At 69.8% G+C, this 24,256-nt stretch carries 22 protein-coding genes; 2 read left to right on the top strand and 20 right to left on the bottom strand.

Going from position 1 to position 24,256, the window contains the following annotated elements:
* Position 1 precedes the first annotated feature (1 nt).
* From G8E01_RS06045 to G8E01_RS05970, 16 genes are all read right to left on the bottom strand, one after another.
* Positions 2-355, bottom strand: coding sequence for an RNA polymerase-binding protein RbpA (locus G8E01_RS06045; protein WP_155048286.1), 354 nt, complete (start codon positions 353-355; stop codon positions 2-4).
* The gene (secG, locus tag G8E01_RS06040) at positions 355-603 is read right to left on the bottom strand and encodes a preprotein translocase subunit SecG (RefSeq protein WP_338100754.1); all 249 of its coding nucleotides are present in this window, start codon (positions 601-603) and stop codon (positions 355-357) included. Before secG ends, G8E01_RS06045 begins: the two co-directional genes overlap by 1 nt.
* Before the next feature lie 108 nt (positions 604-711).
* Entirely contained in the window at positions 712-1,500 is a 789-nt protein-coding gene (tpiA, locus tag G8E01_RS06035) for a triose-phosphate isomerase (RefSeq protein ID WP_205827232.1), read from the bottom strand.
* Entirely contained in the window at positions 1,491-2,705 is a 1,215-nt protein-coding gene (locus tag G8E01_RS06030; protein ID WP_166317228.1) for a phosphoglycerate kinase, read from the bottom strand. Before G8E01_RS06030 ends, tpiA begins: the two co-directional genes overlap by 10 nt.
* Before the next feature lie 101 nt (positions 2,706-2,806).
* Positions 2,807-3,811, bottom strand: a complete 1,005-nt coding sequence (gene gap / locus G8E01_RS06025) for a type I glyceraldehyde-3-phosphate dehydrogenase (RefSeq protein WP_166317225.1) — start codon at positions 3,809-3,811, stop codon at positions 2,807-2,809.
* A gap of 106 nt (positions 3,812-3,917) precedes the next feature.
* Positions 3,918-4,544 (bottom strand): superoxide dismutase, encoded by a 627-nt coding sequence (locus G8E01_RS06020; RefSeq protein ID WP_166317222.1) that lies wholly within the window; start codon positions 4,542-4,544, stop codon positions 3,918-3,920.
* A gap of 140 nt (positions 4,545-4,684) precedes the next feature.
* Positions 4,685-5,665 (bottom strand): DNA-binding protein WhiA, encoded by a 981-nt coding sequence (whiA, locus tag G8E01_RS06015; RefSeq protein WP_166317219.1) that lies wholly within the window; start codon positions 5,663-5,665, stop codon positions 4,685-4,687.
* A 126-nt stretch (positions 5,666-5,791) separates the two neighbouring features.
* The gene (rapZ, locus tag G8E01_RS06010) at positions 5,792-6,670 is read right to left on the bottom strand and encodes an RNase adapter RapZ (RefSeq protein WP_166317216.1); all 879 of its coding nucleotides are present in this window, start codon (positions 6,668-6,670) and stop codon (positions 5,792-5,794) included.
* Between the two features lie 24 nt (positions 6,671-6,694).
* Positions 6,695-8,602 (bottom strand): excinuclease ABC subunit UvrC, encoded by a 1,908-nt coding sequence (gene uvrC, locus G8E01_RS06005; protein WP_166317213.1) that lies wholly within the window; start codon positions 8,600-8,602, stop codon positions 6,695-6,697.
* Between the two features lie 6 nt (positions 8,603-8,608).
* The gene (gene uvrA / locus G8E01_RS06000; protein WP_166317210.1) at positions 8,609-11,518 is read right to left on the bottom strand and encodes an excinuclease ABC subunit UvrA; all 2,910 of its coding nucleotides are present in this window, start codon (positions 11,516-11,518) and stop codon (positions 8,609-8,611) included.
* A gap of 52 nt (positions 11,519-11,570) precedes the next feature.
* Positions 11,571-13,655 carry an excinuclease ABC subunit UvrB gene (uvrB, locus tag G8E01_RS05995; RefSeq protein WP_166317207.1) on the bottom strand — a complete coding sequence of 695 codons (2,085 nt, stop codon included), beginning with the start codon at positions 13,653-13,655 and terminating at the stop codon, positions 11,571-11,573.
* A 62-nt stretch (positions 13,656-13,717) separates the two neighbouring features.
* Positions 13,718-14,320, bottom strand: coding sequence for a dephospho-CoA kinase (gene coaE, locus G8E01_RS05990; RefSeq protein WP_166317204.1), 603 nt, complete (start codon positions 14,318-14,320; stop codon positions 13,718-13,720).
* 25 nt (positions 14,321-14,345) lie between these two features.
* Positions 14,346-15,272: a hypothetical protein gene (locus G8E01_RS05985; protein WP_166317201.1), complete on the bottom strand. Its 927-nt coding sequence runs from the start codon at positions 15,270-15,272 to the stop codon at positions 14,346-14,348.
* Entirely contained in the window at positions 15,266-15,760 is a 495-nt protein-coding gene (locus G8E01_RS05980; protein WP_166317198.1) for a hypothetical protein, read from the bottom strand. The genes G8E01_RS05985 and G8E01_RS05980 overlap by 7 nt, the downstream gene beginning before the upstream one ends.
* Positions 15,761-15,896: 136 nt before the next feature.
* Positions 15,897-17,354, bottom strand: coding sequence for a 30S ribosomal protein S1 (rpsA, locus tag G8E01_RS05975; protein ID WP_155049451.1), 1,458 nt, complete (start codon positions 17,352-17,354; stop codon positions 15,897-15,899).
* A gap of 237 nt (positions 17,355-17,591) precedes the next feature.
* The gene (locus G8E01_RS05970; protein ID WP_166317195.1) at positions 17,592-18,374 is read right to left on the bottom strand and encodes an SDR family oxidoreductase; all 783 of its coding nucleotides are present in this window, start codon (positions 18,372-18,374) and stop codon (positions 17,592-17,594) included.
* Positions 18,375-18,513: 139 nt separating this feature from the next.
* Here G8E01_RS05970 and G8E01_RS05965 point away from each other — a divergent pair, with 139 nt between their 5' ends.
* A complete protein-coding gene (locus tag G8E01_RS05965; protein ID WP_166317191.1) occupies positions 18,514-18,903 on the top strand; it encodes a DoxX family protein in 390 nt (129 codons plus the stop codon).
* Between the two features lie 152 nt (positions 18,904-19,055).
* Positions 19,056-20,201 carry an FxLYD domain-containing protein gene (locus G8E01_RS05960; protein ID WP_166317188.1) on the top strand — a complete coding sequence of 382 codons (1,146 nt, stop codon included), beginning with the start codon at positions 19,056-19,058 and terminating at the stop codon, positions 20,199-20,201.
* Positions 20,202-20,231: 30 nt separating this feature from the next.
* Here the strand turns inward: G8E01_RS05960 and G8E01_RS05955 are convergent, their stop codons facing one another.
* From G8E01_RS05955 to G8E01_RS05940, 4 genes are all read right to left on the bottom strand, one after another.
* On the bottom strand, positions 20,232-20,693 hold the full coding sequence (locus G8E01_RS05955) for a hypothetical protein (protein WP_166317184.1): 462 nt from the start codon (positions 20,691-20,693) through the stop codon (positions 20,232-20,234).
* A gap of 165 nt (positions 20,694-20,858) precedes the next feature.
* The gene (gene ilvC / locus G8E01_RS05950) at positions 20,859-21,884 is read right to left on the bottom strand and encodes a ketol-acid reductoisomerase (protein WP_166317182.1); all 1,026 of its coding nucleotides are present in this window, start codon (positions 21,882-21,884) and stop codon (positions 20,859-20,861) included.
* A gap of 39 nt (positions 21,885-21,923) precedes the next feature.
* Positions 21,924-22,430 (bottom strand): acetolactate synthase small subunit, encoded by a 507-nt coding sequence (ilvN, locus tag G8E01_RS05945; protein ID WP_155049446.1) that lies wholly within the window; start codon positions 22,428-22,430, stop codon positions 21,924-21,926.
* 5 nt (positions 22,431-22,435) lie between these two features.
* Positions 22,436-24,238, bottom strand: a complete 1,803-nt coding sequence (locus tag G8E01_RS05940) for an acetolactate synthase large subunit (protein WP_166317179.1) — start codon at positions 24,236-24,238, stop codon at positions 22,436-22,438.
* Positions 24,239-24,256 lie beyond the last annotated feature (18 nt).

Below are 24,256 nucleotides of genomic sequence, written 5' to 3'. Positions count from 1 at the left end.
TCTACGCGCCGCGCTTGTCGCGGAGCTTCTGGAGCGCCTCCTCGAGCAGGCCGTCGGCCTCCTCGTCGGTGCGGCGCTCCTTCACGTAGGCCAGGTGCGTCTTGTACGGCTCGTTCTTCTCGGGCGCGGGCGGGTTGTCCTTGTCGCGCCCGGCCGGGAGGCCGCTCTTGGGATGGTCGACGATCGCGGGGATCTCCTCGTCGGGGATGTCCGCCGAGTAGTACTTCACGACCTCGTTGCCCAGGCCGTCCCAGTAGGTGATCGCCACCCGCTCAGCCTGGTGGCCGTGGTCCTGCTCCCCCATCGGGCCGGACCCGACGCGGGTCCCGCGGATCGCGCTCGCGCCGCCGGCCATCAGAGGACCTGGAACTTCGTGATCAGGCCGAGGCCCACGATCGAGAGGAACCACACGAGCGCGAGCACGATCGTCAGGTAGTTGAGCATGCGCTCGGCGGATCCGGACGAGCTGACCGCCTGCGTCATGCCGCCCCCGAACATGTCGGAGAGGCCGCCGCCGCGGCCCTTGTGCATGAGGATGAACAGCGTCAGCAGGAGGCTCGTGATGCCGAGCAGGACCTGCAGAACGATCTCGAGAATCTGCACGGTGTGGCCTTTCCTTCGTGCCCGCCAGTCGGCGCGCACAAGCAAACAGTATACGGGGTGGGAAGGGCCCGGCGGGGCGTGCCTGGCCAGGCGCGCCCCGCCGGATCCTCACACGCCGACGTGCTTCTGGTAGCGGATGATCGCGCTGAACTCGTCGACCTTGAGGCTGCCGCCGCCGACGAGCGCGCCGTCGATATCGGGCTCGCGCATGAAGGCGGCGATGTTGCCCGACTTCACGGATCCGCCGTAGAGCACGCGCGTGCGCTCCGCCGCGTCTTCGCCGAGCTTCTCCCGAATCACGTCGCGCAGCTTCTGGCAGACCTCCTGGGCCTGCTCGGGCGTCGCGGCCTGACCGGATCCGATCGCCCAGACCGGCTCGTACGCGACGACGATCTCGGACGTCGCCGAGGCCGACTCGAGCGCCTTCTCGAGCTGCGCGACGGGCACGGCGCTCGCGCCGAACTTCTCGAGGTCCTCGCTCGTCTCACCCACGCAGATGACCGGAACGAGCGCGTGCTTGAGGGCCTGGGCCACCTTCGCGGCGACGACCGCGTCGTCCTCCGCGTGGTACTCGCGGCGCTCCGAGTGGCCGATGATGACGGATCCGCAGTTCAGCTTCGCGAGGAATTCGCCCGAGATCTCGCCCGTATACGCCCCGGAGTCGTGCGTCGACAGGTCCTGGGCGCCGAGCCCGAAGGGGATCTTGTCGGCGTCGAGGAGCGTCTGCACGCTGCGCAGGTCGGTGAACGGCGGGAACACCGTGACGTCGACCGAGTCGGCCTCGTGCGCGGCGTCCTTGAGGCTCCAGTGGAGCTTCTGCACGAGGGCGACCGCCTGCAGGTGGTCGAGGTTCATCTTCCAGTTGCCCGCAATCAGCGGGGTACGGGTCACGCCCATCCGAGGACCTCCAGTCCGGGAAGCTTCTTGCCCTCGAGGAACTCGAGGCTGGCGCCGCCGCCGGTCGACACGTGGCCGAACTGGTCGTCGGCGAATCCGAGGGTGCGCGCGGCCGCGGCCGAGTCGCCGCCACCGACGACCGTGAGGCCGCTCGCGCGCGTGAGGGCGTCGGCCACGGCGCGCGTGCCCTCCGCGAAGGCCGGGAACTCGAACACGCCCATCGGGCCGTTCCAGAACACGGTCGTCGACGACGCGATCGCGTCGGCGAACAGGCGCGCGGTCTCGGGCCCGATGTCGAGGCCGAGCGCGTCGGCGCCGAACTCCGTGCCCTCGAGCGCGTCGCTCGGGGCGACCGCGTGCCCGGCGTCGGCCGAGAAGGACGCGGCCATCTCGGAGTCGACGGGGAGGATGAGCTCGACGCCCTTCTCCTCCGCCGCCTGGATGTAGCCGCGGGCCGTCTCGATCTGGTCGGTCTCGACGAGGCTCTTCCCGATCGCGTGCCCCTGGGCCGCGAGGAAGGTGTAGGCCATGCCGCCGCCGATGAGCAGCTTGTTCACGCGCGGCAGGAGGCTGTCGATGACGCCGAGCTTGTCGCTCACCTTGGAGCCGCCGAGCACGACCGTGTAGGGGCGCTCGGGGGCCTCCAGCAGGCGCTCGAGCACGGACACCTCGTGCGCGACGAGCGCGCCGGCGGCGCTCGGGAGGATCTGCGCGAGGTCGTAGACGCTGGCCTGCTTGCGGTGGACGACGCCGAAGCCGTCCGACACCATCACGTCGGCGAACGCCGCGAGCTGCTCCGCGAAGGCGCGGCGCTCGGCGTCGTCCTTCGCCGTCTCGCCCGCGTTGAAGCGCAGGTTCTCGAGGACAGCGATCTGGCCGTCCTCGAGCGCGTCGACGGCCTCCTGAGCGGCGGATCCGACGGTGTCGCTCGCGAACGCAACGGGGCGCCCGAGGAGCTCGCCGAGGCGCTCGGCGACCGGCGCGAGGGAGAACTGGGGGTCGGGCGCGCCCTTCGGGCGGCCGAGGTGGGAGGACGTCACGACGCGTGCGCCCGCGTCGAGCAGGGCCGTCAGTGTCGGGAGCGCCGCGCGCACGCGCCCGTCGTCCGTGATCCGCCCGTCGGAGAGCGGAACGTTGAAGTCGCAACGGACGAAGACGCGCTTACCCGCGAGGTCGCCCAGGGAATCAAGAGTTCGAAGTGTCATCGTTCGCCAATCTACCGCGAACGCCCGCCCGCACGCGCACGGTGTGCGCGGCGGACGGGCGTCCGGTCATCTCGGGGATGCGTGCCGTGAAGGCGCCTGGGTCAGAGCTGGCCGCCGACGTAGACGGCGAGGTCGACGAGGCGGTTCGAGTAGCCCCACTCGTTGTCGTACCAGGACGACACCTTGGCGAGGTTTCCGCTGACGCTCGTGAGGCCCGAGTCGAAGATCGACGAGTGCGCGTTGAGCTGGATGTCGCTCGAGACCAGCGGGTCCTCCGAGTACTGCAGAACGCCCTTGAGGGGGCCCTCCGCGGCGGCCTGGTAGGCGGCGTTGATCTCGTCGGCGGTCAGGCCGTCCTTCGTGACGAGCGTGAGGTCGACGATCGAGCCGGTCGGGACCGGAACGCGGTAGCTCGTGCCGTCCAGCTTGCCGTTGAGCTCGGGGAGGACGAGGCCGATCGCCTTCGCCGCACCCGTCGAGGTCGGGACGATGTTGATCGCGGCGCCGCGCGCGCGGCGGAGGTCCTTGTGCGGACCGTCCTGGAGGTTCTGGTCGGCCGTGTAGGCGTGCGCGGTCATCATGAAGCCGCGCTCGATGCCGAACGCGTCGTTGAAGACCTTGGCCAGCGGGGCGAGCGCGTTCGTCGTGCACGACGCGTTCGAGATCACGTGGTCGGTCTCGGGGTTGTAGTCCGTGTGGTTGACGCCCATGACGAACGTCGGGGCCGGGCCGCTCGCGGGAGCGGAGATGATGACCTTCTTCGCGCCGGCCTGGATGTGCTTCTCGGCGGCCTCGGGCTTCGTGAAGAAGCCGGTCGACTCGATGACGATGTCCACGCCGAGGTCGCCCCACGGGAGGTTCGCGGGGTCGCGCTCCGCGAACGCCTTGATCCGCGTGCCGTCCACCGTGATCGACTCGTCATCGAACGTGACGTCGCGGCCGAGGGGGCCTCCGACCGAGTCGAACTTCAGCAGCTGCGCGAGCGTCTTGTTGTCGGTGAGGTCGTTTACCGCGACAACCTCGATGTCGGCGCCCTGGGCGAGGGCGGCCCGAAGGAAGTTGCGTCCGATGCGGCCGAAGCCGTTGATACCGATCCGTGCGGACACTGTGTGTCTCCTCATGTGCATGCCCCGAGGGGCGATTGGTGGGTCTGGAAGAAAAGTGGGGGGCGTCGGGCCGGCGGATCCGCACTCCACCGGCCCGACCGGGGACTTAGTTCGCGACGAGCAGGCCCGCGGTCTTCTCGCGCGCCGTGTCGAAGCGAAGCTTCACGTTGTCCCAGTTGACGATGTTCCAGAACGCCTTGACGTAGTCCGCCTTGACGTTCTTGTAGTCCAGGTAGAAGGCGTGCTCCCACATGTCGAGCAGCAGCACGGGAACCGTGCCCGCCGCGAACTGCGACTGCTGGTCGAAGAACTGCTGGATGACGAGGTTCTCGCCGATCGAGTCCCAGAACACGCCCGCCCAGCCGGAGCCCTGGATGCCCAGCGCGGCGGCGGTGAACTGGCCCTGGAAGCCCTCGAAGGAGCCGAAGTGCTCGTCGATCGCCGCGGCGATCTCGCCCTCGGGACGCTCCTGGCCCTCGGGGGTGAGGTTCGTCCAGAAGATGGAGTGGTTCGTGTGGCCGCCGAGGTTGAACGCGAGGTCCTTCTCGAGCTTGTTGATCGAACCGAAGTTGCCGGACTCGCGGGCCTCCGCCATCTGCTCGAGCGCGGTGTTCGCGCCGGCGACGTACGTCGCGTGGTGCTTCGAGTGGTGAAGCTCCATGATCTGCGCGCTGATGTGGGGCTCGAGCGCGGCGTAGTCGTAGGTGAGTTCGGGAAGCGTGTACTTAGCCATAAGTCGCTTTCTCTTTCGTGCCGGTTTCTCGGCATCGCACGCTGCGATCCGAGCGGACAGTCATCATCCTAGTGACGGTGGCGCCGATGGTGGCCGGGCGCCGACATCTCGTGGCGACTCGCGCGCAAAGTCGGGCGGGATTACGCGGGCTCGCCCTGCGCCGGCACGGCCGACTCGGTGCCGGGGATGCCCTGCGCGACCGCGCGCTTGTCCGCCATGGCGAGCAGGCGGCGGATGCGGCCCGCGACGGCGTCCTTGGTGAGGGGCGGATCCGCGTGATGCCCGAGCTCGTCGAGGCTCGCGTCGCGGTGCGCCAGGCGCAGGTCGCCCGCCTGCTTGAGGTGCGCCGGCACGTCCTCGCCGAGGATCGCGAGCGCGCGCTCCACGCGCGCGCAGGCCGCGACGGCCGCCTGGGCCGAGCGGCGCAGGTTCGCGTCGTCGAAGTTCACGAGGCGGTTCACGCCCGCGCGCACCTCGCGGCGCTGACGCATCTCGTCCCACGATTCGGCGGCCTTCTCCGCGCCCATGGCGAGGAGGATCCCGCGGATGGCCTCCGCGTCGCGCACGACGACGCGCGGCACCCCGCGCACCTCGCGCTGCTTGGCGGCGACACCCAGGCGGTGCGCGGCGCCGACGAGCGCCATGCCGGCCTCGCCGGAGGGGCACTCGACGTCGAGCGAGGCGGAACGGCCGGGCTCGGAGAGCGAGCCGGACGCGAGGAACGCCCCGCGCCAGATACCCGCGAGGTCGTCCGTGTTGCCGGTCGTGAGCCGGTTGGGGAGCCCGCGCACGGGGCGCCGGCGCATGTCGAGCAGGCCCGTCTGCCGGGCGAGGGTCTCGCCGCCGCGCACGACGCGCACCGCGAAGCGCTCACCGTCGCGCGCGCCGGACGCCTGAATGTGGGCCAGCTCGGGGCGCACGCCGTAGATCTCGGCGATGTCGCGCGCCGTGCGCACGGCGAGCCGTCGGTCGTCGACCTCGGCCTCGACGGCCACGCGACCGGCGATCGACTTCAGGCCGCCGGCGAAGCGCAAGAGCGCGGTCGTCTCGGCCACACGCACGTTCGGGCGCGGGTCGCGCACGGCGATGAGTTCGGCCTTCACTTCGGCGGTCAGTGCCACGGGACTCCTCACATGAAAAGGCTGGGGGCTCCGTCGGGAGCGGTGCTTCAGCCTACCGGCCGGGGCCCGGATCCACCGTGGCCGAACTCCCAGCGGACGGCGCTATAACGGGGTCAGCGCACCCCGTCACTCGCGCCCGAGATCGCGGTGCCGCACGCGCACCCGCAACCCGGGGATCCGCTCGAGCAGCGCGGCCAGCGCGAGGGACATCGCGACGGAGCGGTGCTTTCCGCCCGTGCACCCGATGGCGATCGTCGAGTGACTCTTGTTCTCGCGCTGATAGCCCTCGATGATCGGCGTGACCGCCTGGACGTACGCGTCGAGGAACTCCGTGGCGCCCTCCTGCGCCAGGACGTAGTTGCTGACCGCCTCGCTCTCGCCCGTGAGCGCGCGCAGGTCGTCGCGCCAAAAGGGGTTCGGCAGGAATCGCATGTCGGCGACGAGATCGGCGTCGGCGGGCAGGCCGTACTTGAACCCGAAACTCAGGATCGTCGTGCGGTGACGCGGGGCGCCCTCCTCCTCGAACAGCTCCGCCGTCCGCGAGGCCAGCTGGTGGATGTTCAGCCCCGTCGTGTCCACGACGATGTCGCTGCCCTCGCGGATGCTCTGCAGCTGCCGCCTCTCCTCGCGGATCCCGTCGAGGATCGTGCCGGCGCTCTGCAGCGGGTGCGGGCGCCGCACCTGCTCGAATCGGCGGACGAGCGCATCGTCGCTCGCGTCGAGGAAGAGGATCCGCAGGTTGTTCGCGTCCCGGAGCTGCTGGGCCGTGGCGGGCAGCTCGGCGAGCAGGTCGCCGCCGCGGACGTCGACCACCGCGGCCACGCGCGGGAGCTCGGACCCGACGCGCCCCGCGAGCTCGAGCAACGGCCGCAGCATCTGCGGCGGCAGGTTGTCGACGACGTACCAGCCGTGGTCCTCGAGCGCGTTGGCGGCCGTCGTCCGCCCGGCCCCGGACATGCCGGTGACGATGAGGACTTCCCCTCGGGCGCTCGGCTCCTCGCTCACGCCCCTCACACTATCGCGCGCGCCCTACCCCCGCGCCAGGTGTGCGTGCACCGACTGCGCCAGCGTCGGCCCGATCCCCGGGAGCTCCTCGATCTGCTCCGTCGTCGCCTGGCGCAGCGCCGCGACGGATCCGAAGTGCGTCAGGAGGGCCTTGATGCGCTGCTCCCCCAGCCCGGGCACCTCGCTGAGGACCGTGCGGATGTCGCGCTTGCGCCTCGCGCGCTGGTGCCGGATCGCGAACCGGTGCGCCTCGTCGCGCAGGCGCTGCACGAGGTAGAGCGCCTCGGACGAGCGGGGCAGGATCACGGGGTAATCGTCGCCCGGGAGCCACAGCTCCTCGAGGCGCTTGGCGATGCCGGCGAGCGCGATCTCCGTGTGGCCCGATTCCTCGAGCGCGCGGCGGGCCGCCGCCACCTGGGGCTGGCCGCCGTCGACGAGGAGCAGCTGCGGCGGGTAGGCGAATCGCCGCCGCGTCCCGGTCTCGGTGACGCCCCCCTCCTCCGCGCTCGTCGCGACGTCCGCGGCATCGGGCACGACTTCCGCGGGCTCGTCGAGGTGAGCAAGGCGCCGCGTCAGGACCTGGTACATGCTGTCCGTGTCGTCGGTCGTCGACGCAATGGAGAACGACCGGTACTGGTCCTTGCGCGGGAGCCCGTCCTCGAACACGACCATCGAGCCGACGACGTTCGTGCCCTGCAGGTGCGAGATGTCGTAGCACTCGATGCGCAGCGGGGCCTCGGCCATGCCCAGCGCGCTCTGCAGGTCGGCGAGCGCCTGGGAGCGCGTGGCGTAGTCACTCGTGCGCTGCGACTTGTGGCGCACGAGCGCCTGCTGCGCGTTGAGCGTCGCGTTGCGCATGAGCTCGGCGCGCTGGCCGCGCTGGGCGACCTGAATCTCGACACGCGTGCCGCGCCTGTCGCTGAGGAATGCCTCGAGCTCGTCGTGGGCGGGCGGGAGCTCCGGAACGAGGACGCGGCGCGGGATGTCCGCGCGTTCGGCGTCGCCGTAGGTGCGCTGCAGGATCTGGTCGACAAGCTCGCCGCCGCCGATGTCGAGCTCCTTGACGATCGTGTGGGACGAGACGCCGCGCACGCGCCCCTGGCGGATGACGAAGTGATGCACGGCGGCGTCGAGCTCGTCCTCGGCGATACCGAAGAGGTCGGCGTCCGCGTCCTCCGGCAGCACGAGCGCGCTCTTGGTAAGGACGGCGTCGAGCGACTCGAGCTGGTCCCGGTACACGGCCGCCCGCTCGTAGTCCATGGCCGCCGCCGCCTCGCGCATGCGCGCCGAGATCTCGCGGGTGAAGCGCTTGTCCCCGCCCTGCAGGAAGGCCACGAAGTCGTCGACGACCGCCCGGTGTTCCGCGACGGTGACGCGGCGCGAGCACGGCCCGCCACACTTCCCGATCTGGCCGGGGAAACAGGGCTTGCCAGTCTGCATCGCCCGCTTGTAGGAGGCGTCGCTGCACGTGCGGATCGGAAACACCTTGAGCATGAGGTCGATCGTGTCGCGGACCGCCCACACCTTCGGGTAGGGGCCGAAATACTTCGCCCCGCGGATCTTGCGGTTGCGCGTGACCATGACCCGCGGCGCCTCATCGGCCATCGTGATCGCGAGGAACGGGTACGACTTGTCGTCGCGGTACTTGACGTTAAACGGCGGGTCGTACTGCTTGATCCACTGGTACTCGAGCTGGAGCGAGTCGACGTCGGTCGGGACGACCGTCCACTCCACGCCCGAGGCGGTCGTGACCATGCGGCGCGTGCGCTCGTGCAGCGTGTGGAGGGGGGCGAAGTAGTTCGACAGGCGCTGCCGGAGGTTCTTCGCCTTGCCGACGTACAGCACGCGCCCCTCGGCGTCGTGGAAGCGGTACACCCCCGGGTTCGTCGGGATCTCTCCCGGACCGGGCTTGTAGGGAAGCGGCGACGTCATGGGCGCCTACCGGCCCGCGCGCTGGGCCTTCGCGGCGCTCGCGCGCTGCGTGAGTCCGAGAGTCTCCGCGAGGAAGGCTCCGGTGTGGCTGTCCGCGACGCGCGCGACCTGCTCGGGCGTGCCCGTCGCGACGATCGTACCGCCGCCGGATCCGCCCTCCGGGCCGAGGTCGACGACCCAGTCCGCCGACTTGACGACGTCGAGGTTGTGCTCGATGACGACGACCGTGTTGCCCTTCTCGACGAGGCTGTTCAGGACCTCGAGGAGCTTGCGCACGTCCTCGAAATGCAGGCCGGTCGTCGGCTCGTCGAGCACGTAGACGCTGCGGCCCTTGCTGCGCTTCTGGAGCTCGGTCGCGAGCTTGACGCGCTGCGCCTCGCCCCCCGACAGGGTCGTCGCGGCCTGACCGAGCCGCACGTACCCGAGCCCGACGTCGACGAGGGTCTTCATGTAGCGGTGGATCGCCTGGATCGGCTCGAAGAACTCGGCTGCCTCGGCGATCGACATCTCGAGCACCTCGGCGATGTTCTTGCCCTTGTAGTGCACCTGCAGCGTGTCGCGGTTGTACCGCTTTCCGCCGCACACCTCGCAGTCGACGTACACGTCGGGGAGGAAGTTCATCTCGATCTTGAGCGTGCCGTCGCCCGAGCACGCCTCGCACCGGCCGCCCTTGACGTTGAAGCTGAACCGGCCGGCCTGGTACCCCCGCACCTTCGCCTCGGGGGTCTCCGCGAACAGGGTGCGGATCCGGTCGAACACCCCCGTGTAGGTCGCGGGGTTCGACCGCGGGGTGCGCCCGATGGGTGCCTGGTCGACGTGGATGACCTTGTCGACGTGATCCAGGCCCGTCACGCGCTTGTGCTTGCCGGGCACCGTGCGCGCTCCGTTGAGCTTCTGCGCGAGCACCTGGTAGAGGATGTCGTTGACGAGCGTGGACTTGCCGGATCCGCTCACGCCCGTGACCGCCGTGAAGACCCCCACGGGGAAGTCCGCGTCGACGCCCTGGAGGTTGTTGGCGTGGGCGCCGACGACGCGGATCATGCGCTTGCGGTCGATGCGTCGGCGCTTCTTCGGCACGGCGATCTCGCGGCGGCCCGAGAGGTAGTCGCCCGTGATCGAGCGTTCCTCGCCGAGCAGCTCTCGGTACGGCCCCGAGTGGATGACCTCGCCGCCGCCGACGCCCGCGCGCGGTCCGATGTCGACGACCCAGTCGCTCGACTCGATCGTCTCCTCGTCGTGCTCGACGACCACGAGCGTGTTTCCCAGGTCGCGGAGCGCCTCGAGCGTCTCGATGAGGCGGCGGTTGTCGCGCTGGTGCAGGCCGATCGACGGCTCGTCGAGCACGTAGAGCACGCCCGTCAGGCCCGTGCCGATCTGCGTCGCGAGCCGGATCCGCTGGGCCTCGCCGCCCGAGAGCGACCCCGCGGCGCGGCTGAGGGTGAGGTAGTTCAGCCCCACGCGGAGGAGGAATGCGAGCCGCACGCGAATCTCGCGCAGGACCTGCGCGGCGATCATCGCCTCGCGCTCGGTGAGCTCGATCGACTCGACGAGCTCCATCGCGTCGTCGAGGCTGAGCTCCGCCGTCTCGGCGATGGAGCGGCCCGCGACCTTGACGGCCAGCACCTCGGGCTTGAGCCGCGCGCCGTGGCACACGGAGCACGGGATCTCGCGCAGGTAGTCGGCCCAGCGCGCGCGCTGGGTGTCGGACTCGGCCTGGGCGTACTGCCGCTCGATGTAGGGCACGACGCCCTCGAAGCCGCTCGCGTAGCGCACCTCGCGACCCCAGCGGTTCTTGTACTTCACGTTGACGCGGTAGTCCTGCCCGTAGAGGACGGCCTCCCGCACGGCCTCGGGAAGGGCGAGCCACGGGGTGTGCAACGAGAAGTTGAGGTCGTCGGCGAGGCCCTCGAGGAGGCGCTCGTAGTACTGGAAGAGCCCCTTGCCCTGCGTCGTCCAGGGGACGATGACGCCGTCGGCGATCGACAGCTCCTCGTCGGCGAGCATGAGGTCGACGTCGACCGACATCTTCGTGCCGAGGCCCGAGCAGGCGGGGCAGGCGCCGAACGGCGCGTTGAACGAGAAGGTGCGCGGCTCGATCTCGGTGAGCTGCAGGGCGTGCCCGTTCGGGCAGGAGAGCTTCTCGCTGAACGACTGCCAGGCGTCGTCGCCCTCCTCGTCGACGAAGTTGACCTGGATCACGCCGTCGGCGAGCCCGATCGCCGTCTCGACGGAGTCGGTCACGCGGCCGATCATGCCGTCGCCACGGGCGACGAGGCGGTCGACGACGACGGAGATGTCGTGCTTGTACGACTTCTTGAGCTTCGGCGGCTCGGCGAGCTGAATGAGCTCGCCGTCGACGATCGCGCGGGCGTAGCCCTTGGATCCGAGCTCGGCGAAGAGGTCGACGAACTCGCCCTTCTTCTGGTTCACGATCGGCGCGACCACCTGGTAGCGCGTGCCCTCGGGAAGCGCCACGAGCTGGTCGGCGATCTGCTGGACGGTCTGGCGCTCGATGCGGGCGTCGCAGACGGGGCAGTGCGCGATCCCGATCCGGGCCCATAGCAGGCGCATGTAGTCGTAGATCTCGGTGATCGTCCCGACCGTCGAGCGCGGGTTGCGGTTGGTGGACTTCTGGTCGATCGAGACGGCCGGGCTGAGGCCCTCGATGGCGTCGACGTCGGGGCGATCGACTTGGCCGAGGAACTGGCGCGCGTAGGCGCTCAGGGACTCGACGTACCGGCGCTGCCCCTCGGCGAAGATCGTGTCGAACGCGAGGCTCGACTTGCCGGACCCGGACAGGCCCGTGAAGACGATCATCTTGTCGCGCGGAACCTCCAGGTCGACGTTCTGGAGGTTGTGCACGCGGGCGCCGCGCACGGTGATCTTCTGATCGGTGTCTACAGGAATGATCGGCACGTGAGAGATCCTAGTTCGAAACTATGTTCGTTCGGCGCGGAAACGCCCAGGTTCAGGCGTGGCCCGCCTTCACCATCTGTCGCAGCTCGTACTTGAGGTCCTTGACCTCGTCGCGCAGCCGCGCCGCGAGCTCGAACTTGAGCTCCTCGGCCGCCGTGAGCATCTGCTGGGTGAGGTCGGCGATCGTCTGCTCGAGCTGATCGGCGCCCTCCGCGGCGAGCCCCTCGTGCGACGCGGGCGCCGGCGCCTTCCCGCGGCCGCCGTCCTTGACGCGCGGGTCGCGCCCCCGTTTCGCGAGGAGCTCGGCGGTGTCGGCCTCCTCGCGCGCGAGCGCGTCGGTGATGTCGGCGATCCGCTTGCGAAGCGGCTGCGGGTCGATGCCGTGCTCCGCGTTGTAGGCGGTCTGGATCTCGCGGCGCCGGTTCGTCTCGTCGAGGGCCCGCTGCATCGAGTCGGTGACCTTGTCGGCGTACATGTGGACCTGTCCCGACACGTTGCGGGCGGCGCGGCCGATCGTCTGGATGAGCGAGGTCTCGCTGCGGAGGAAACCCTCCTTATCGGCGTCGAGGATCGCGACGAGCGAGACCTCGGGGAGGTCCAGCCCCTCGCGCAGGAGGTTGATACCCACGAGCACGTCGTACACGCCCTGGCGCAGCTCGGTGAGCAGCTCGACGCGGCGCAACGTGTCGACGTCGCTGTGCAGGTATCGCACGCGCACCCCGTGCTCGTCGAGGAAGTCGGTGAGCTCCTCGGCCATCTTCTTCGTGAGGGTCGTGACGAGAACGCGCTCGTCGCGCTCCGCGCGGGCGCGGATCTCCTCGAGGAGGTCGTCGATCTGCCCCTCGGAGGGCTTGATGACGATCTCGGGGTCGATCAGGCCCGTCGGGCGGATGATCTGCTCGACCACCCCGTCGGCGATCCCCATTTCGTACTTGCCCGGGGTCGCGGAGAGGTACACGGCCTGGCCGATCCGCTCCTTGAACTCGTCGAAGCGGAGGGGCCGGTTGTCGAGGGCGCTCGGGAGACGGAAGCCGTGGTCGACGAGCGTGCGCTTGCGCGACGCGTCGCCCTCGTACATGGCGCCTATCTGCGGGACCGTGACGTGGGACTCGTCGATCACGATGACGAAGTCGTCCGGGAAGAAGTCGAGCAGGGTGTGCGGCGGCTCCCCCGCCTCGCGGCCGTCGAGGTGGCGCGAGTAGTTCTCGATGCCGGAGCAGAAGCCGATCTGCTGGAGCATCTCGATGTCGAAGGTCGTGCGCATCTTGAGCCGCTGCGCCTCGAGCAGCTTGCCCTGCCCCTCGAGCTCCGCGAGGCGCAGCTGCAGCTCGTCCTCGATCGTGGTGATCGCGCGCGCGACGGTGTCGGTCCCGGCCGCGTAGTGCGTCGCGGGGAAGACCGCCACCGCGTCCATCTTCTCGATGACCTCGCCCGTCAGCGGGTGCAGCCGCTGAATCGCCTCGATCTCGTCACCGAAGAGCTCGATCCGGATCGCGTACTCCTCGTACACGGGAATGATCTCGATCGTGTCGCCGCGCACCCGGAAGTTGCCGCGCGAGAAGTCCACGTCGTTGCGGTTGTACTGCATGCCGATGAACTGGCGGATCAGCGCGTCGCGGTCGTAGTGCTCCCCCACCTGCAGAGCGACGAGCGAGCGCAGGTACTCCTCCGGCGATCCGAGGCCGTAGATGCAGGAGACCGTGCTCACGACGATGACGTCGCGCCTGCTGAGGAGCGAGTTCGTCGTCGAGTGGCGGAGCCGCTCGACCTCGGCGTTGATCGAGCTGTCTTTTTCGATGAAGGTGTCGGTCTGCGGGACGTACGCCTCGGGCTGGTAGTAGTCGTAGTAGGACACGAAGTACTCGACAGCGTTGTGCGGCATGAGGTCGCGGAACTCGTTCGCGAGCTGCGCCGCCAGGGTCTTGTTGTGGGCGAGCACGAGCGTCGGGCGCTGAATCTGCTCGATGAGCCAGGCGGTCGTCGCCGACTTCCCGGTTCCGGTCGCACCGAGGAGGACCACGTCGGTCTCCCCCGCGTTGATCCTCTGCGCGAGCTCGGCGATCGCGCGCGGCTGATCGCCCGAGGGCTGGTACTCGCTGACCACCTCGAAGGGCCGGACACTGCGCGTCGTCTGCATGGTCCCAGGCTATGCCCGACCACCGACATCGGTTCGAGCGGGCGCGGATGCCCTGCCGCCTGTCAGGCTGCGGGGGCGACGCGCTCCCACACGGCGTCGGCGCCGCGGAGGGTGTCGGTCACGGATCCGCTCGTGTCGACGACGACATCGGCGAGCGCGAGGCGCTCGGCGTCGGACGCCTGGCTGCGCACCCGCGCCTCGGCGTCGGCGCGGGCCATACCGCGATCCTCGACGAGGCGGTCGACGCGCGTCGCCGCGGGCGCGTGTGCGACGACGATGAGGTCCCACTCGTCCGAGCCGCGGGCCTCGGCAAGCAGGGGAACGTCGTAGACGACGACGGCGCGCGGATCCGCGTCCAGCGCGGCGCGGAACCGGCGCTGGGTTTCCTCGCGCACGGCGGGGTGGACGATCGCGTCCAGCTCGGCGCGGCGCGCGTCGTCGTGAAAGACGATGCGGGCGAGCGCGGCGCGGTCGAGGGTCCCGTCCGGCGCGAGCACGCCGTCGCCGAAGGCCTCCGCGATCTCGGCGAGCACGGCCTGGCCGGGGCGCTGCAGGTCGCGGACCACGCGGTCGGCGTCGATCACGATGGCGCCGCGCTCGGCGAGCCGGCGCGCGATCGTCGATTTCCCCGACGCGATCCCGCCGGTGAGGGCGATGAGGGGCATGCCTCGAGCCTAGCGATCCCTGCGCTCACCCGACGGCCGCGCACCCCGGCCCCGCCGGGTTTTCCTCGCACGTGCGCGCGACGAGGAACGACTGCTTTTCGTACACGGTGACGTCCACGACGGGCGCGTCGGACACGACGAACCCGGAGACCTCGTGCACGCCCCACGGGCCAAAGTCCACGCTCGCGGCGTAGGAGGTCGACACGCGCACCGGGTACGTCCCGCGGTCGGCATACGCGTGGCTCGTAGCCGTCGGCGTCAGTTGCTCTTGCCCGAGCGCCTCCCACGTCGCCGCGGTCGGGCCCGCCTCGACCACCGTGCCGTCGCCGTAGTCCACGGTCAGGAACTCGGGCGTGAACGTCACCTCGATGGGCAGGCCGAACAGATCGCCGCCGACGGTGCGCGCTTCCGGCGCGAACGCCACGTTCATCGGGGCGTGCGCGATCGCGATTCCGTACGGCTCGATCACCGGCTCGCCGGCGCCCGGCGCGAACGAGGCGACGTCGCGCGCGACCAGCGCCGGGATGACGGGGGCCTCGGGCTCGGGATCCTCCGGAGAACCCGGAACCGCCGGTTCCTCTTCCGCAGCCTCCGCGCACGCGGGACCGAGGACATCATCACCCGGGCCGAGACAGTTCCACCCCTCGATGAGGTCCGGCGACGGCGCGGGAGGCGCGTCGCCGCCGCCCGTCTCGACGACCGGCACGGATCCGCCCGGCGCCACGCCGCTCCCGCCGCTCCCGGTGTCACCGCCCCCGCCTCCGCCGCCGCCGGTCGCGATCTCGTCCCAGATGTCGAGGGAGGAGTCGCCGTCTGCTCCACACAGGCCGGCCTCCACGGCAGCGAAGTGGCATTCGTTCGTCGGGAGAATTTGAGCGCCAGACAGCGCCCCATCATTCATCGTGGGTGGTGCGAACACGCCGGTTGCCACGAGCATCATCGCGGTCAGCATGCCAAATCAACTTCCGATAGTTCAGCGAGCTGTACCGCATCCCCCACGCTGACGAAGTCGACGCGTACGACATACGCACCGTTGGGGCGCGTCTGCGTCCATTTCCCGTCGCTATCCCGAACTTCGACGTCCGAGGAATCGATGCAAGCTTCGGCGCTCACAGCAACGGCGCGCTCAACTACGTCAAATGACACAGCCTCAAATGTCACAACACGCGATTCCCCTCGTGCAGCGATTTCAACGCCAGAAGTGCGCTCTTCCCACTCTTCAACTTGATCCGCGAGAGCACCCGTTACGTAGCGTTCAGGGTGTCCTTCGGTGTTCGAAAGTGCAGATTCAGAAATGTACGCCCGAAAAGTCTCCTCCGCCGCGGCGTAGGCCTCTTCCTCGGTCCAGGCGGGCTCGGGCTCCGGCTCGGGCGCGCAGCCGGCGAGGAGCACCAGGGACACGGCGGCGCTCAGGGCGGCGATAACGACGGAGGAACGCATCCCCACACGCTACGAGGATCCGGCGGCGCGCGCAGAAGTTCTCCACAGGGGTCGCCGCGGGAAGGGGGCCGGAAACGCGAAACGGGCCGGATCCCGAAGGATCCGGCCCGTCTCCGCTCAGAGCGTGATCAGGCGATCAGTTGCCCGCGAGCTGCTCGCGCAGCGCGGCGAGAGCCTCGTCGTCGGCGAGGGCGCCGGCGCCGTTCGACTCCGTCGAGAAGCTGCTCGCGGCGCCGGCCGGCGCAGCCTCCTCGGCGTTCGCCTCGGCCTCGATGGCCTTGGCGACCTGCTCCTTGTGCTGCTCCCAACGAGCCTGCGCCTGGGCGTACTCCTGCTCCCAGGCCTCGCGCGCCTCGTCGTAGCCCTCGAGCCACTGGTTCGTCTCCGGGTCGAAGCCCTCGGGGAACTTGTACTCGCCGTTCTCGTCGTACTCCGTGGTCATGCCGTAGAGCGACGGGTCGAACTCGGTGCCGTTCGGGTCAACCATGTCGTTGGCCTGCTTGAGCGACAGCGAGATGCGGCGGCGGTCCAGGTCCACGTCGATGACGCGGACGAAGAGCTCCTCGCCCACCGAGACGACCTGCTCGGCCATCTCGACGTGCTTGTGCGACAGCTCGGAGATGTGCACGAGGCCCTCGATGCCGTCCGCGACGCGCACAAACGCGCCGAACGGAACGAGCTTCGTGACCTTACCGGGCGTGATCTGGCCGATCTGGTGCGTGCGGGCGAAGACCTGCCACGGGTCCTCCTGCGTCGCCTTGAGCGACAGCGAGACGCGCTCGCGGTCGAGGTCGACCTCGAGAACCTCGACGGTGACCTCCTGGCCCACCTCGACGACCTCGCTGGCGTGGTCGATGTGCTTCCAGGACAGCTCGGAGACGTGCACGAGGCCGTCCACGCCGCCCAGGTCGACGAACGCACCGAAGTTGACGATCGACGAGACCTGACCCTTGCGGACCTGGCCCTTGTGCAGGCCGTTGAGGAACTGCGCGCGGGTCGCCGACTGCGTCTCCTCGAGGAGGGCGCGACGCGAGAGCACCACGTTGTTGCGGTTCTTGTCGAGCTCGAGGATCTTCGCCTCGAGCTCCTGGCCGAGGTACGGCGTCAGGTCGCGCACGCGGCGCAGCTCGATGAGCGAGGCCGGGAGGAAGCCGCGAAGGCCGATGTCGAGGATGAGACCACCCTTGACGACCTCGATGACCGTGCCCTTGACGACACCGTCGTTCTCCTTGATCTGCTCCACGTCGCCCCAGGCGCGCTCGTACTGCGCGCGCTTCTTCGACAGGATCAGACGGCCTTCCTTGTCCTCCTTCTGGAGAACGAGGGCCTCGATGTGGTCGCCCACCTTGACGACATCGTCGGGGTTGACGTCGTGCTTGATGGACAGCTCGCGCGAGGGGATGACGCCCTCGGTCTTGTATCCGACGTCGAGCAGAACCTCGTCGCGGTCGATCTTGACGATCTCGCCGTCGATGATGTCGCCGTCGTTGAAGAACTTCAGAGTCTTCTCGACCGCGGCCAGGAAGTCCTCTGCAGAGCCGATGTCGTTGATCGCGACCTGCGTGGTGGCCGAGGCGGTCGTTGCGTTAGTCATGTAGTGGTTTGCCTTCAGGGGTTGTGATGATCGGGCCTCGTGTTCCGGCCGCCTCCCGCAGGGACGCGACGTGGTCTGTGGAACCGGGGCGATGAATGGGATACACCGCGTCACACGGCAGTCTCACGCTCCGTACCGAGGGCACGAGGCATCGACGCGCGCACGCGTGACGCTCCAGGGTAGCACGACGGGGCCCGGATCCGCCGCGTGCGATTCCGGGCCCCGCGCAGTGGCGCTTCAGTACTTCGCCGACTGTCCACCGTCGATCGGCAGCACGGCCGCGTTGACGTAGCTCGAGTCGTTCGAGAGGAGGAACGCGACGACCGCCGCGATCTCGTGCGCCTCGCCGTAGCGCTTGGTCGGGTTCGCCTGGATGAACTGCTCCGCGGCGGCGCGAGGGTTGTCCGGGTCGATCTGCTTCATCGAGTTCTCGACCATGGGCGTCCAGATGGCGCCCGGCGCGATCGCGTTGACGCGCACACCGAACTGGCCGTACTCGACCGCCGAGTTGCGGGTCATGCCGACGACGCCGTGCTTCGCCGCCGCGTACCCCGACTGGTTGCCGACGCCGCGGATGCCGCCGACGCTCGCGGTGTTCACGACGGATCCGCTGCCCTGCTCGTGCATGACGGCCAGCACCTTCTCGAGCCCGAGGAACGCCCCGGTGAGGTTGATCGAGATCACGCGCTCGAACTCGGCGGCGGTGAAGCTCTCCGTCAGGTTCTGACGCCCCTCGATGCCCGCGTTGTTGAAGAAGCCGTCGATGCGGCCGAAACGCTCCGTGGTCGCGGCGACGTACGCCTCGACGTCGGCCTCCTTCGACACGTCGGCCACGACGGTCAGCACCTCCGCGGTCGGAGCGGCATCCAGGACCGCCTGCTTCGAGGCCGCCAGCCCCTCCTCCGAGACGTCCACGAGCGCAAGCTTCGCGCCCTCGCCCGCCACGCGCACGGCGGTCGCGCGGCCCAGGCCGGAGCCGCCGCCCGTGATCAGAATGACCTGTCCTGCAAATCGGCTCATGACGAGCCTCCTTTCGTGATGCGGTGCGCGTCCTCGCGCACAATTCGACACTAGTCGATCTAGCGCCTCCGGGCGCCGCCGGACGCGATCCGCACGGCCCCTCCCCCCCGCCCGGCCGCGCGCGAATTAGGCTGACGCCATGACCAGCCCCGCACGCACACTCGGCCGCCTCGCCCTCGGATCCGCGCTCGCCTTCGCCGGCGTCGCGCACCTCACCTTCGCGCGGAAGGAGTTCCAGGCGCAGGTGCCGGAGATCATGCCGTTCTCCCCGGACACGACGGTCGTCGCCTCCGGCGTCGCCGAGGTCGCGCTCGGCGCCGCGCTGCTGACCGCGCGCCGCCGGCGGCGGACCGTCGGGCGCGTGGCCGCGGTGTTCTTCGCCGCCGTCTTCCCCGGCAACATCTCGCAGTGGATCCATCGCCGCGACGGATTCGGGCTCGACACCGACGACCGCCGCTTCGCGCGGCTGTTCTTCCAGCCCGCACTGATCGCCCTCGCCCTCTGGTCGACGTCGCGACCCGCGCGCTGAGGGCTGCGGCCGCGCCGCATGGGGACTTCTCCCCCTGATGCCGCGGGGCGTCCGCCGATATCCTGAGGGCGCGGTCTGGCGCCGGGGGGAGGCACCCGCACAGCCGTCGCGCGGGGCGACCGCCTCGCAGGCCTTCGTCCCCAAGGAGCGACATGTCCGACATCACCCCGCCGAACGGCGCCGGCCCGGCCCGGAACGAGCCGCCCGCGCAGCCCGGTCCCGGCGCGCCGACCCCGCCGGCAGCCCCGCAGCCGCCCGTCTACGCGCCGCCGCCCGGCGCGGGCGCCCCCGCGGCGGGTCCCGGCGCGGGCAGCCCCTACGGCTACCCCGCGGCGGGCTCCCCCGTCCCGCCCGCTGGCGGATCGCCCTACGCCCCGGCGCCGCCGAGCGGCGGAAAGGGGCGCGCGATCACGGCGCTCGTCCTGGCGATCGTCGGCGGCGTGATGTGTCTGATCCCGTTCGCCGTCTTCCTGGGGATCCCGCTCGTGATCGTCGCGGTCATCCTCGGCATCGTCACCGTCGCGAAGAAGTCCGCCGGCCGCGGCCAGGGGATCGCCGCGATCATCGTCGGCGGCGTCGCCTTCCTCGTCGGCCTCGTCATGGCGGCCCTGACCGCGTTCATCCTCGTGGGGTTCGCGTTCTACGAGGACGCCGGCTACACGTCCGACCCCTACGGCGGATCCATCGTCGATGAGTACGTCGACGACCTCGAGGGCGAGGAGCAGGCGGCCCTCGAGAACCTCACCGTCGCGGAACAGGCCCTGTGGACCGCCCAGTACGACGACAGCGCGCAGGTGGTCGTCCTCATCGACAACCCCGACGACGTCGTACTCCCCGGCGTCGACGTCACCATCGAGGCCGTCGGCGAGGACGGCACGATCCTCGACACGACGTGGGACTACGTCACGCTCACGCCGGGCACCTCGATCGCGGCGGGGTACTTCGCGGCCGCGACGGAGGACGAGAGCGCCGACCTCAACGTCGTCTTCGACGGATACGGGCTGAGCAGCATTCCGAGCGACGAGTTCGGCGGCTTCGAGGTCGGCGAGCTGGAAGCAGAGACGGAGGACGGGTGGACCGTGGTCTCGGGCGCGGTGTCGAACCTCGACGACGTCGACGCGGAGAGCGTCGAGGTCGAGCTGTTGATTCGCGACGCCGACGGCGAGATCGCGGGCCTGGACTGGACGTACGTCGAGCGCATTCCCGCCGAGGGCAGCGCGCGGTTCTCGATCGACCTGTACGACAGCGTGCCCGAGGGCGCCTCGTACGAGGCGTTCGTGCAGGCCCCCGGGTTCTGATCGCCCCGCCCGCGCCGCGGGGGCGATTCCTCACGCGGCGCGGACGGATCCCTCCGAGTCGACCACCAGCGCGACGCCCTCGTCCGACACCACGAGCTGCGCGCGCAGCGCCTCGGGATCGTCCGCGAACGCCCGCGTCATCTGCCGGATCCACGAGCGATCCGCGAGCGTGAGGCGCGCGGGGCCCGGGCGCTCCCACGCGACCACGGCGTAGGAGGCGGGCGTCTGACGCACGACGCGGGCGATGACCTGCCCCGTCAGCTCCGCCGCGGTGATAGCGCCGGAGGACGGCATGGCGGCGACGTCTGACGGATCTGCCGCGCGGTCGTCCAGGGGAATGAGCACGCCGGTCGAGCGCATCCGCGCGTCGAGCAGGAGCAGCCAGACCCGCGCGACCGTCGCCGTGTCCAGCAAGGAGGCGACGAGGCGCACGAGGTCATCGTCGCGGGTGAGCGGGCGATCCTTGAGGGCCTCGATCTCGTTGTCGTTCATGCGCCCAGCCTCGCGCGGCGGCGGCTGGCGCGATCCCCCGCCGGGCCCGATCGGGGACAACTCCCCCGCCTTTCGCCCTGGGGACGGGGCAGACCGCACGCAGACCGGCCCCGGTCGGCCTCGCGATGCGCGAGCCCGACGGGGGCCGGTCGATTCCCGCGCGGCTTAGCGCGCGGCGGTTCCCTCGACGTAGTCGTCGTCGCTGTTCTTCCACGAGAACAGCGAGCGGAGCTGCTTGCCCGTCGTCTCGATCGGGTGCTGCTCCTCCTCGGCGCGGAGCTTCGTGAACTCCGGGGCGCCGGCGTCCTGGTCGTCGATGAAGCGCTTCGCGAACGCGCCGGACTGGATGTCGGCGAGGACCGCCTTCATGTTGTCCTTGACGTGCTGGTCGACGACGCGGGGGCCGGAGACGTAGTCGCCGTACTCCGCCGTGTCCGAGATGCTCCAGCGCTGCTTGGCGATGCCGCCCTCCCACATGAGGTCCACGATGAGCTTGAGCTCGTGGAGGACCTCGAAGTAGGCGATCTCCGGCTGGTAGCCCGCCTCGGTGAGGGTCTCGAAGCCCGCCTGAACGAGGTGGCTCATGCCGCCGCAGAGCACCGCCTGCTCACCGAACAGGTCGGTCTCGGTCTCCTCCGTGAAGGTCGTCTTGATGACGCCGGCGCGCGTGCCGCCGATGCCCGCCGCGTACGAGAGCGCGAGGTCCCACGCGGATCCGGTCTCGTCCTTCTCGACACCGATGATGTCGGGGATCCCGCGGCCCGCGGCGAACTCGCGGCGGACCGTGTGGCCCGGCGCCTTCGGCGCGATGAGGATGACGTCGACGCCCTCGGGCGCCTCGATGAGACCGAAGCGGATGTTGAAGCCGTGCGCGAAGGCGATCGCCTTGCCGGGCGCGAGGTTCGGCTTGATGCCCTCGGCGTAGATCGCACGCTGGTTCTGGTCCGGCGCGAGAATCATGATGACGTCGGCCCAGGCAGTCGCGTCCGCGACCGTCTTGACCGGGAAGCCGTCGTCCGACGCCTTCTGCGCCGACTTCGAGCCCTCGCGCAGCGCGACGGCGACCTCGACGCCCGAGTCGCGAAGGTTCTGCGCGTGGGCGTGGCCCTGCGAGCCGTAGCCGACGATCGCGACCTTCTTGGACTGGATGATCGACAGATCGGCGTCTGCGTCGTAGAGGATCTCTGCCACAGTGTGCTCCTTGCTTGGTGGTTCGGTGAGAAAACGGGGTTAGCGCAGGACGCGCTCGGAAATCGACTTCGGACCGCGGCCGAGCGCCAACAGGCCCGACTGCGAGATCTCCTTGATCCCGAAGGGCGTGATCGCGCGCTGGAACGCGTCGACCTTGCCCTGGTCGCCGGTGATCTCGATCACGAGCGAGTCGGGGGCATAGTCGACGACGTTCGCGCGGAAGAGGTTCACGACTTCCAGGACGTTCGCGCGCGAGGAGTTGTCGGCGCGCACCTTGACCAACATGTGCTGGCGCTGCACCGACGCGGCCGGATCCAGCTCGACGATCTTCACGACGTTGATGAGCTTGTTCAGCTGCTTCGTGACCTGCTCGAGCGGAAGGTCCTCCACGTCGACGACGACGGTGATCCGGGACAGCCCCGGCACCTCCGTCACGCCCACGGCGAGGGAGTGGATGTTGAAGCCGCGGCGGGCGAACAGCCCCGCCACGCGCGTCAAGAGGCCCGGGGTGTCCTCGACGAGGAGGCTCAGAACGTGCTTCGACATGGCGCTCAGATCTCCTCACCGAATGCGGGAGAGTGTTCCCGGGCGTACTGGACGTAGCTGTTGCTGACACCCTGCGGCACCATCGGCCACACCATGGCGTCGCTCGAAACGACGAAGTCGATGACGACGGGCCGGTCGTTGGTCTCGAGGGCGAGCCGGATCGCGTCGTCGATCTCCTCCTCCTTCTCCACGCGGATCGCGAGGCACCCGTAGGCGTCGGCGAGCTTCACGAAGTCGGGGATCCGGCGCGTGTCGTGGCCCGTGTTCAAATCGGTGTGCGAGTAGCGCCCGTCGTAGAACAGCGTCTGCCACTGGCGCACCATGCCGAGCGACGAGTTGTTGATGATGGCGACCTTGATGGGGATGTTGTTGAGGACGCAGGTGGCGAGCTCCTGGTTCGTCATCTGGAAGCAGCCGTCGCCGTCGATCGCCCAGACAGGGCGGTCCGGCTCGCCGACCTTCGCGCCCATGGCCGCGGGCACCGAGAAGCCCATCGTGCCCGCGCCGCCCGAGTTGATCCACGAGTTCGGCCGCTCGTAGCGGATGAACTGCGCCGACCACATCTGGTGCTGGCCGACGCCCGCGACGAAGACGCCCTCGGGGCCCGTCAGCTCTCCGATGCGCTGGATGATGTGCTGGGGGGCGAGCAGGCCGTCCGTGGGCGGCGTGTAGCCGAGCGGGTACTGGTCCTGCAGGCCGCGCAGGTACTGCCACCAGCCCGCGAAGTCGGGGCGGTCGCCGGCGGTCGTCGAGCGGTACGCCGTGTCGAGGTCGACGAGGACGTCCTTCACGTCGCCCACGATCGGCACCTCGGCGTGGCGGATCTTTCCGATCTCGGCCGGGTCGACGTCGACGTGGACGACCTTCGCGTTCGGCGCGAACAGCGCGGCCTTGCCCGTCACGCGGTCGTCGAACCGCGCCCCGAGGGCGACGATCACGTCGGCCTCCTGGAGCGCGAGCACGGCGGGCACGGTGCCGTGCATGCCGGGCATGCCGAGGTGCTGTTCGTGCGAGTCCGGGAACGCCCCGCGCGCCATGAGCGTCGTGACGATCGGCGCACCGGTCGTCTCGGCGAAGGTGCGCAGCTGCGCGGACGCGCGGGCGCGGATCACGCCTCCGCCCACGTACAGGACGGGCTTGGCCGATTCCGCGATCATCGCGGCGGCCGCCTGGATCTGCTTGCCGTGCGCCTTCGTCACCGGACGATAGCCCGGGAGGTCGAACTTCGGCGGCCAGACGAAGGGCACCTCGGCCTGCTGCGCGTCCTTCGTGATGTCCACCAGCACGGGCCCGGGGCGCCCCGTGCTCGCGATCTCGAAGGCCTGCGCGATCGCGCGCGGGATGTCCGCGGCGTCCTTGACGAGGAAGGAGTGCTTCGTGATTGGCATCGTGATGCCGACGATGTCCGCCTCCTGGAACGCGTCCGTTCCCATCAGCGTCGAGAACACCTGACCCGTGATCGCGACGAGCGGCACCGAGTCCATGTACGCGTCGGCGATCGCGGTGACGAGGTTCGTCGCGCCGGGGCCCGACGTCGCGATCGCGACGCCGACGCGGCCGGTCGCCGAGGCGTAGCCCTCCGCGGCGTGTCCGGCGCCCTGCTCGTGGCGCACGAGGATGTGGTTGAGCGACTCGGCGCTCATGAGCGCGTCGTACGCGGGAAGGATCGCGCCGCCCGGCAGGCCGAAGACGTCGTCGACGCCGAGCAGCTCGAGCGAGCGGACGACGGCCGCGGCGCCCGTCATGACGGGCGCGTGCGAGCTGGTCGCGGGGGGACGCGGGAAGGCGGTCGTGGGATCTGCGGGCATAGTAATTCCCTGATCGGT

Origin of the sequence: Microbacterium excoecariae, assembly GCF_011326725.1 — a bacterium.
Taxonomy (GTDB): Bacteria; Actinomycetota; Actinomycetes; order Actinomycetales; family Microbacteriaceae; genus Microbacterium; species Microbacterium excoecariae.
Note: the sequence above shows the minus strand (reverse complement) of the source record. Positions and strands in the feature narration are given on the sequence as shown.

Bases quoted from the DNA above. Each gene is read 5' to 3' on its own strand.
- G8E01_RS06030 (WP_166317228.1), bottom strand. From the start codon at position 2,705: ATGACACTTCGAACTCTTGATTCCCTGGGCGACCTCGCGGGTAAGCGC.
- G8E01_RS06020 (WP_166317222.1), bottom strand. From the start codon at position 4,544: ATGGCTAAGTACACGCTTCCCGAACTCACCTACGACTACGCCGCGCTC.
- G8E01_RS05980 (WP_166317198.1), bottom strand. From the start codon at position 15,760: ATGCGTTCCTCCGTCGTTATCGCCGCCCTGAGCGCCGCCGTGTCCCTG.
- G8E01_RS05970 (WP_166317195.1), bottom strand. From the start codon at position 18,374: ATGAGCCGATTTGCAGGACAGGTCATTCTGATCACGGGCGGCGGCTCC.
- uvrB (WP_166317207.1), bottom strand. From the start codon at position 13,655: ATGCAGACGACGCGCAGTGTCCGGCCCTTCGAGGTGGTCAGCGAGTAC.
- G8E01_RS05940 (WP_166317179.1), bottom strand. From the start codon at position 24,238: ATGCCCGCAGATCCCACGACCGCCTTCCCGCGTCCCCCCGCGACCAGC.
- ilvN (WP_155049446.1), bottom strand. From the start codon at position 22,430: ATGTCGAAGCACGTTCTGAGCCTCCTCGTCGAGGACACCCCGGGCCTC.
- rpsA (WP_155049451.1), bottom strand. From the start codon at position 17,354: ATGACTAACGCAACGACCGCCTCGGCCACCACGCAGGTCGCGATCAAC.
- coaE (WP_166317204.1), bottom strand. From the start codon at position 14,320: ATGCCCCTCATCGCCCTCACCGGCGGGATCGCGTCGGGGAAATCGACG.
- G8E01_RS05965 (WP_166317191.1), top strand. From the start codon at position 18,514: ATGACCAGCCCCGCACGCACACTCGGCCGCCTCGCCCTCGGATCCGCG.
- G8E01_RS05955 (WP_166317184.1), bottom strand. From the start codon at position 20,693: ATGAACGACAACGAGATCGAGGCCCTCAAGGATCGCCCGCTCACCCGC.
- G8E01_RS05985 (WP_166317201.1), bottom strand. From the start codon at position 15,272: ATGCTGACCGCGATGATGCTCGTGGCAACCGGCGTGTTCGCACCACCC.
- tpiA (WP_205827232.1), bottom strand. From the start codon at position 1,500: ATGGGCGTGACCCGTACCCCGCTGATTGCGGGCAACTGGAAGATGAAC.
- G8E01_RS05960 (WP_166317188.1), top strand. From the start codon at position 19,056: ATGTCCGACATCACCCCGCCGAACGGCGCCGGCCCGGCCCGGAACGAG.
- G8E01_RS06045 (WP_155048286.1), bottom strand. From the start codon at position 355: ATGGCCGGCGGCGCGAGCGCGATCCGCGGGACCCGCGTCGGGTCCGGC.
- uvrC (WP_166317213.1), bottom strand. From the start codon at position 8,602: ATGACGTCGCCGCTTCCCTACAAGCCCGGTCCGGGAGAGATCCCGACG.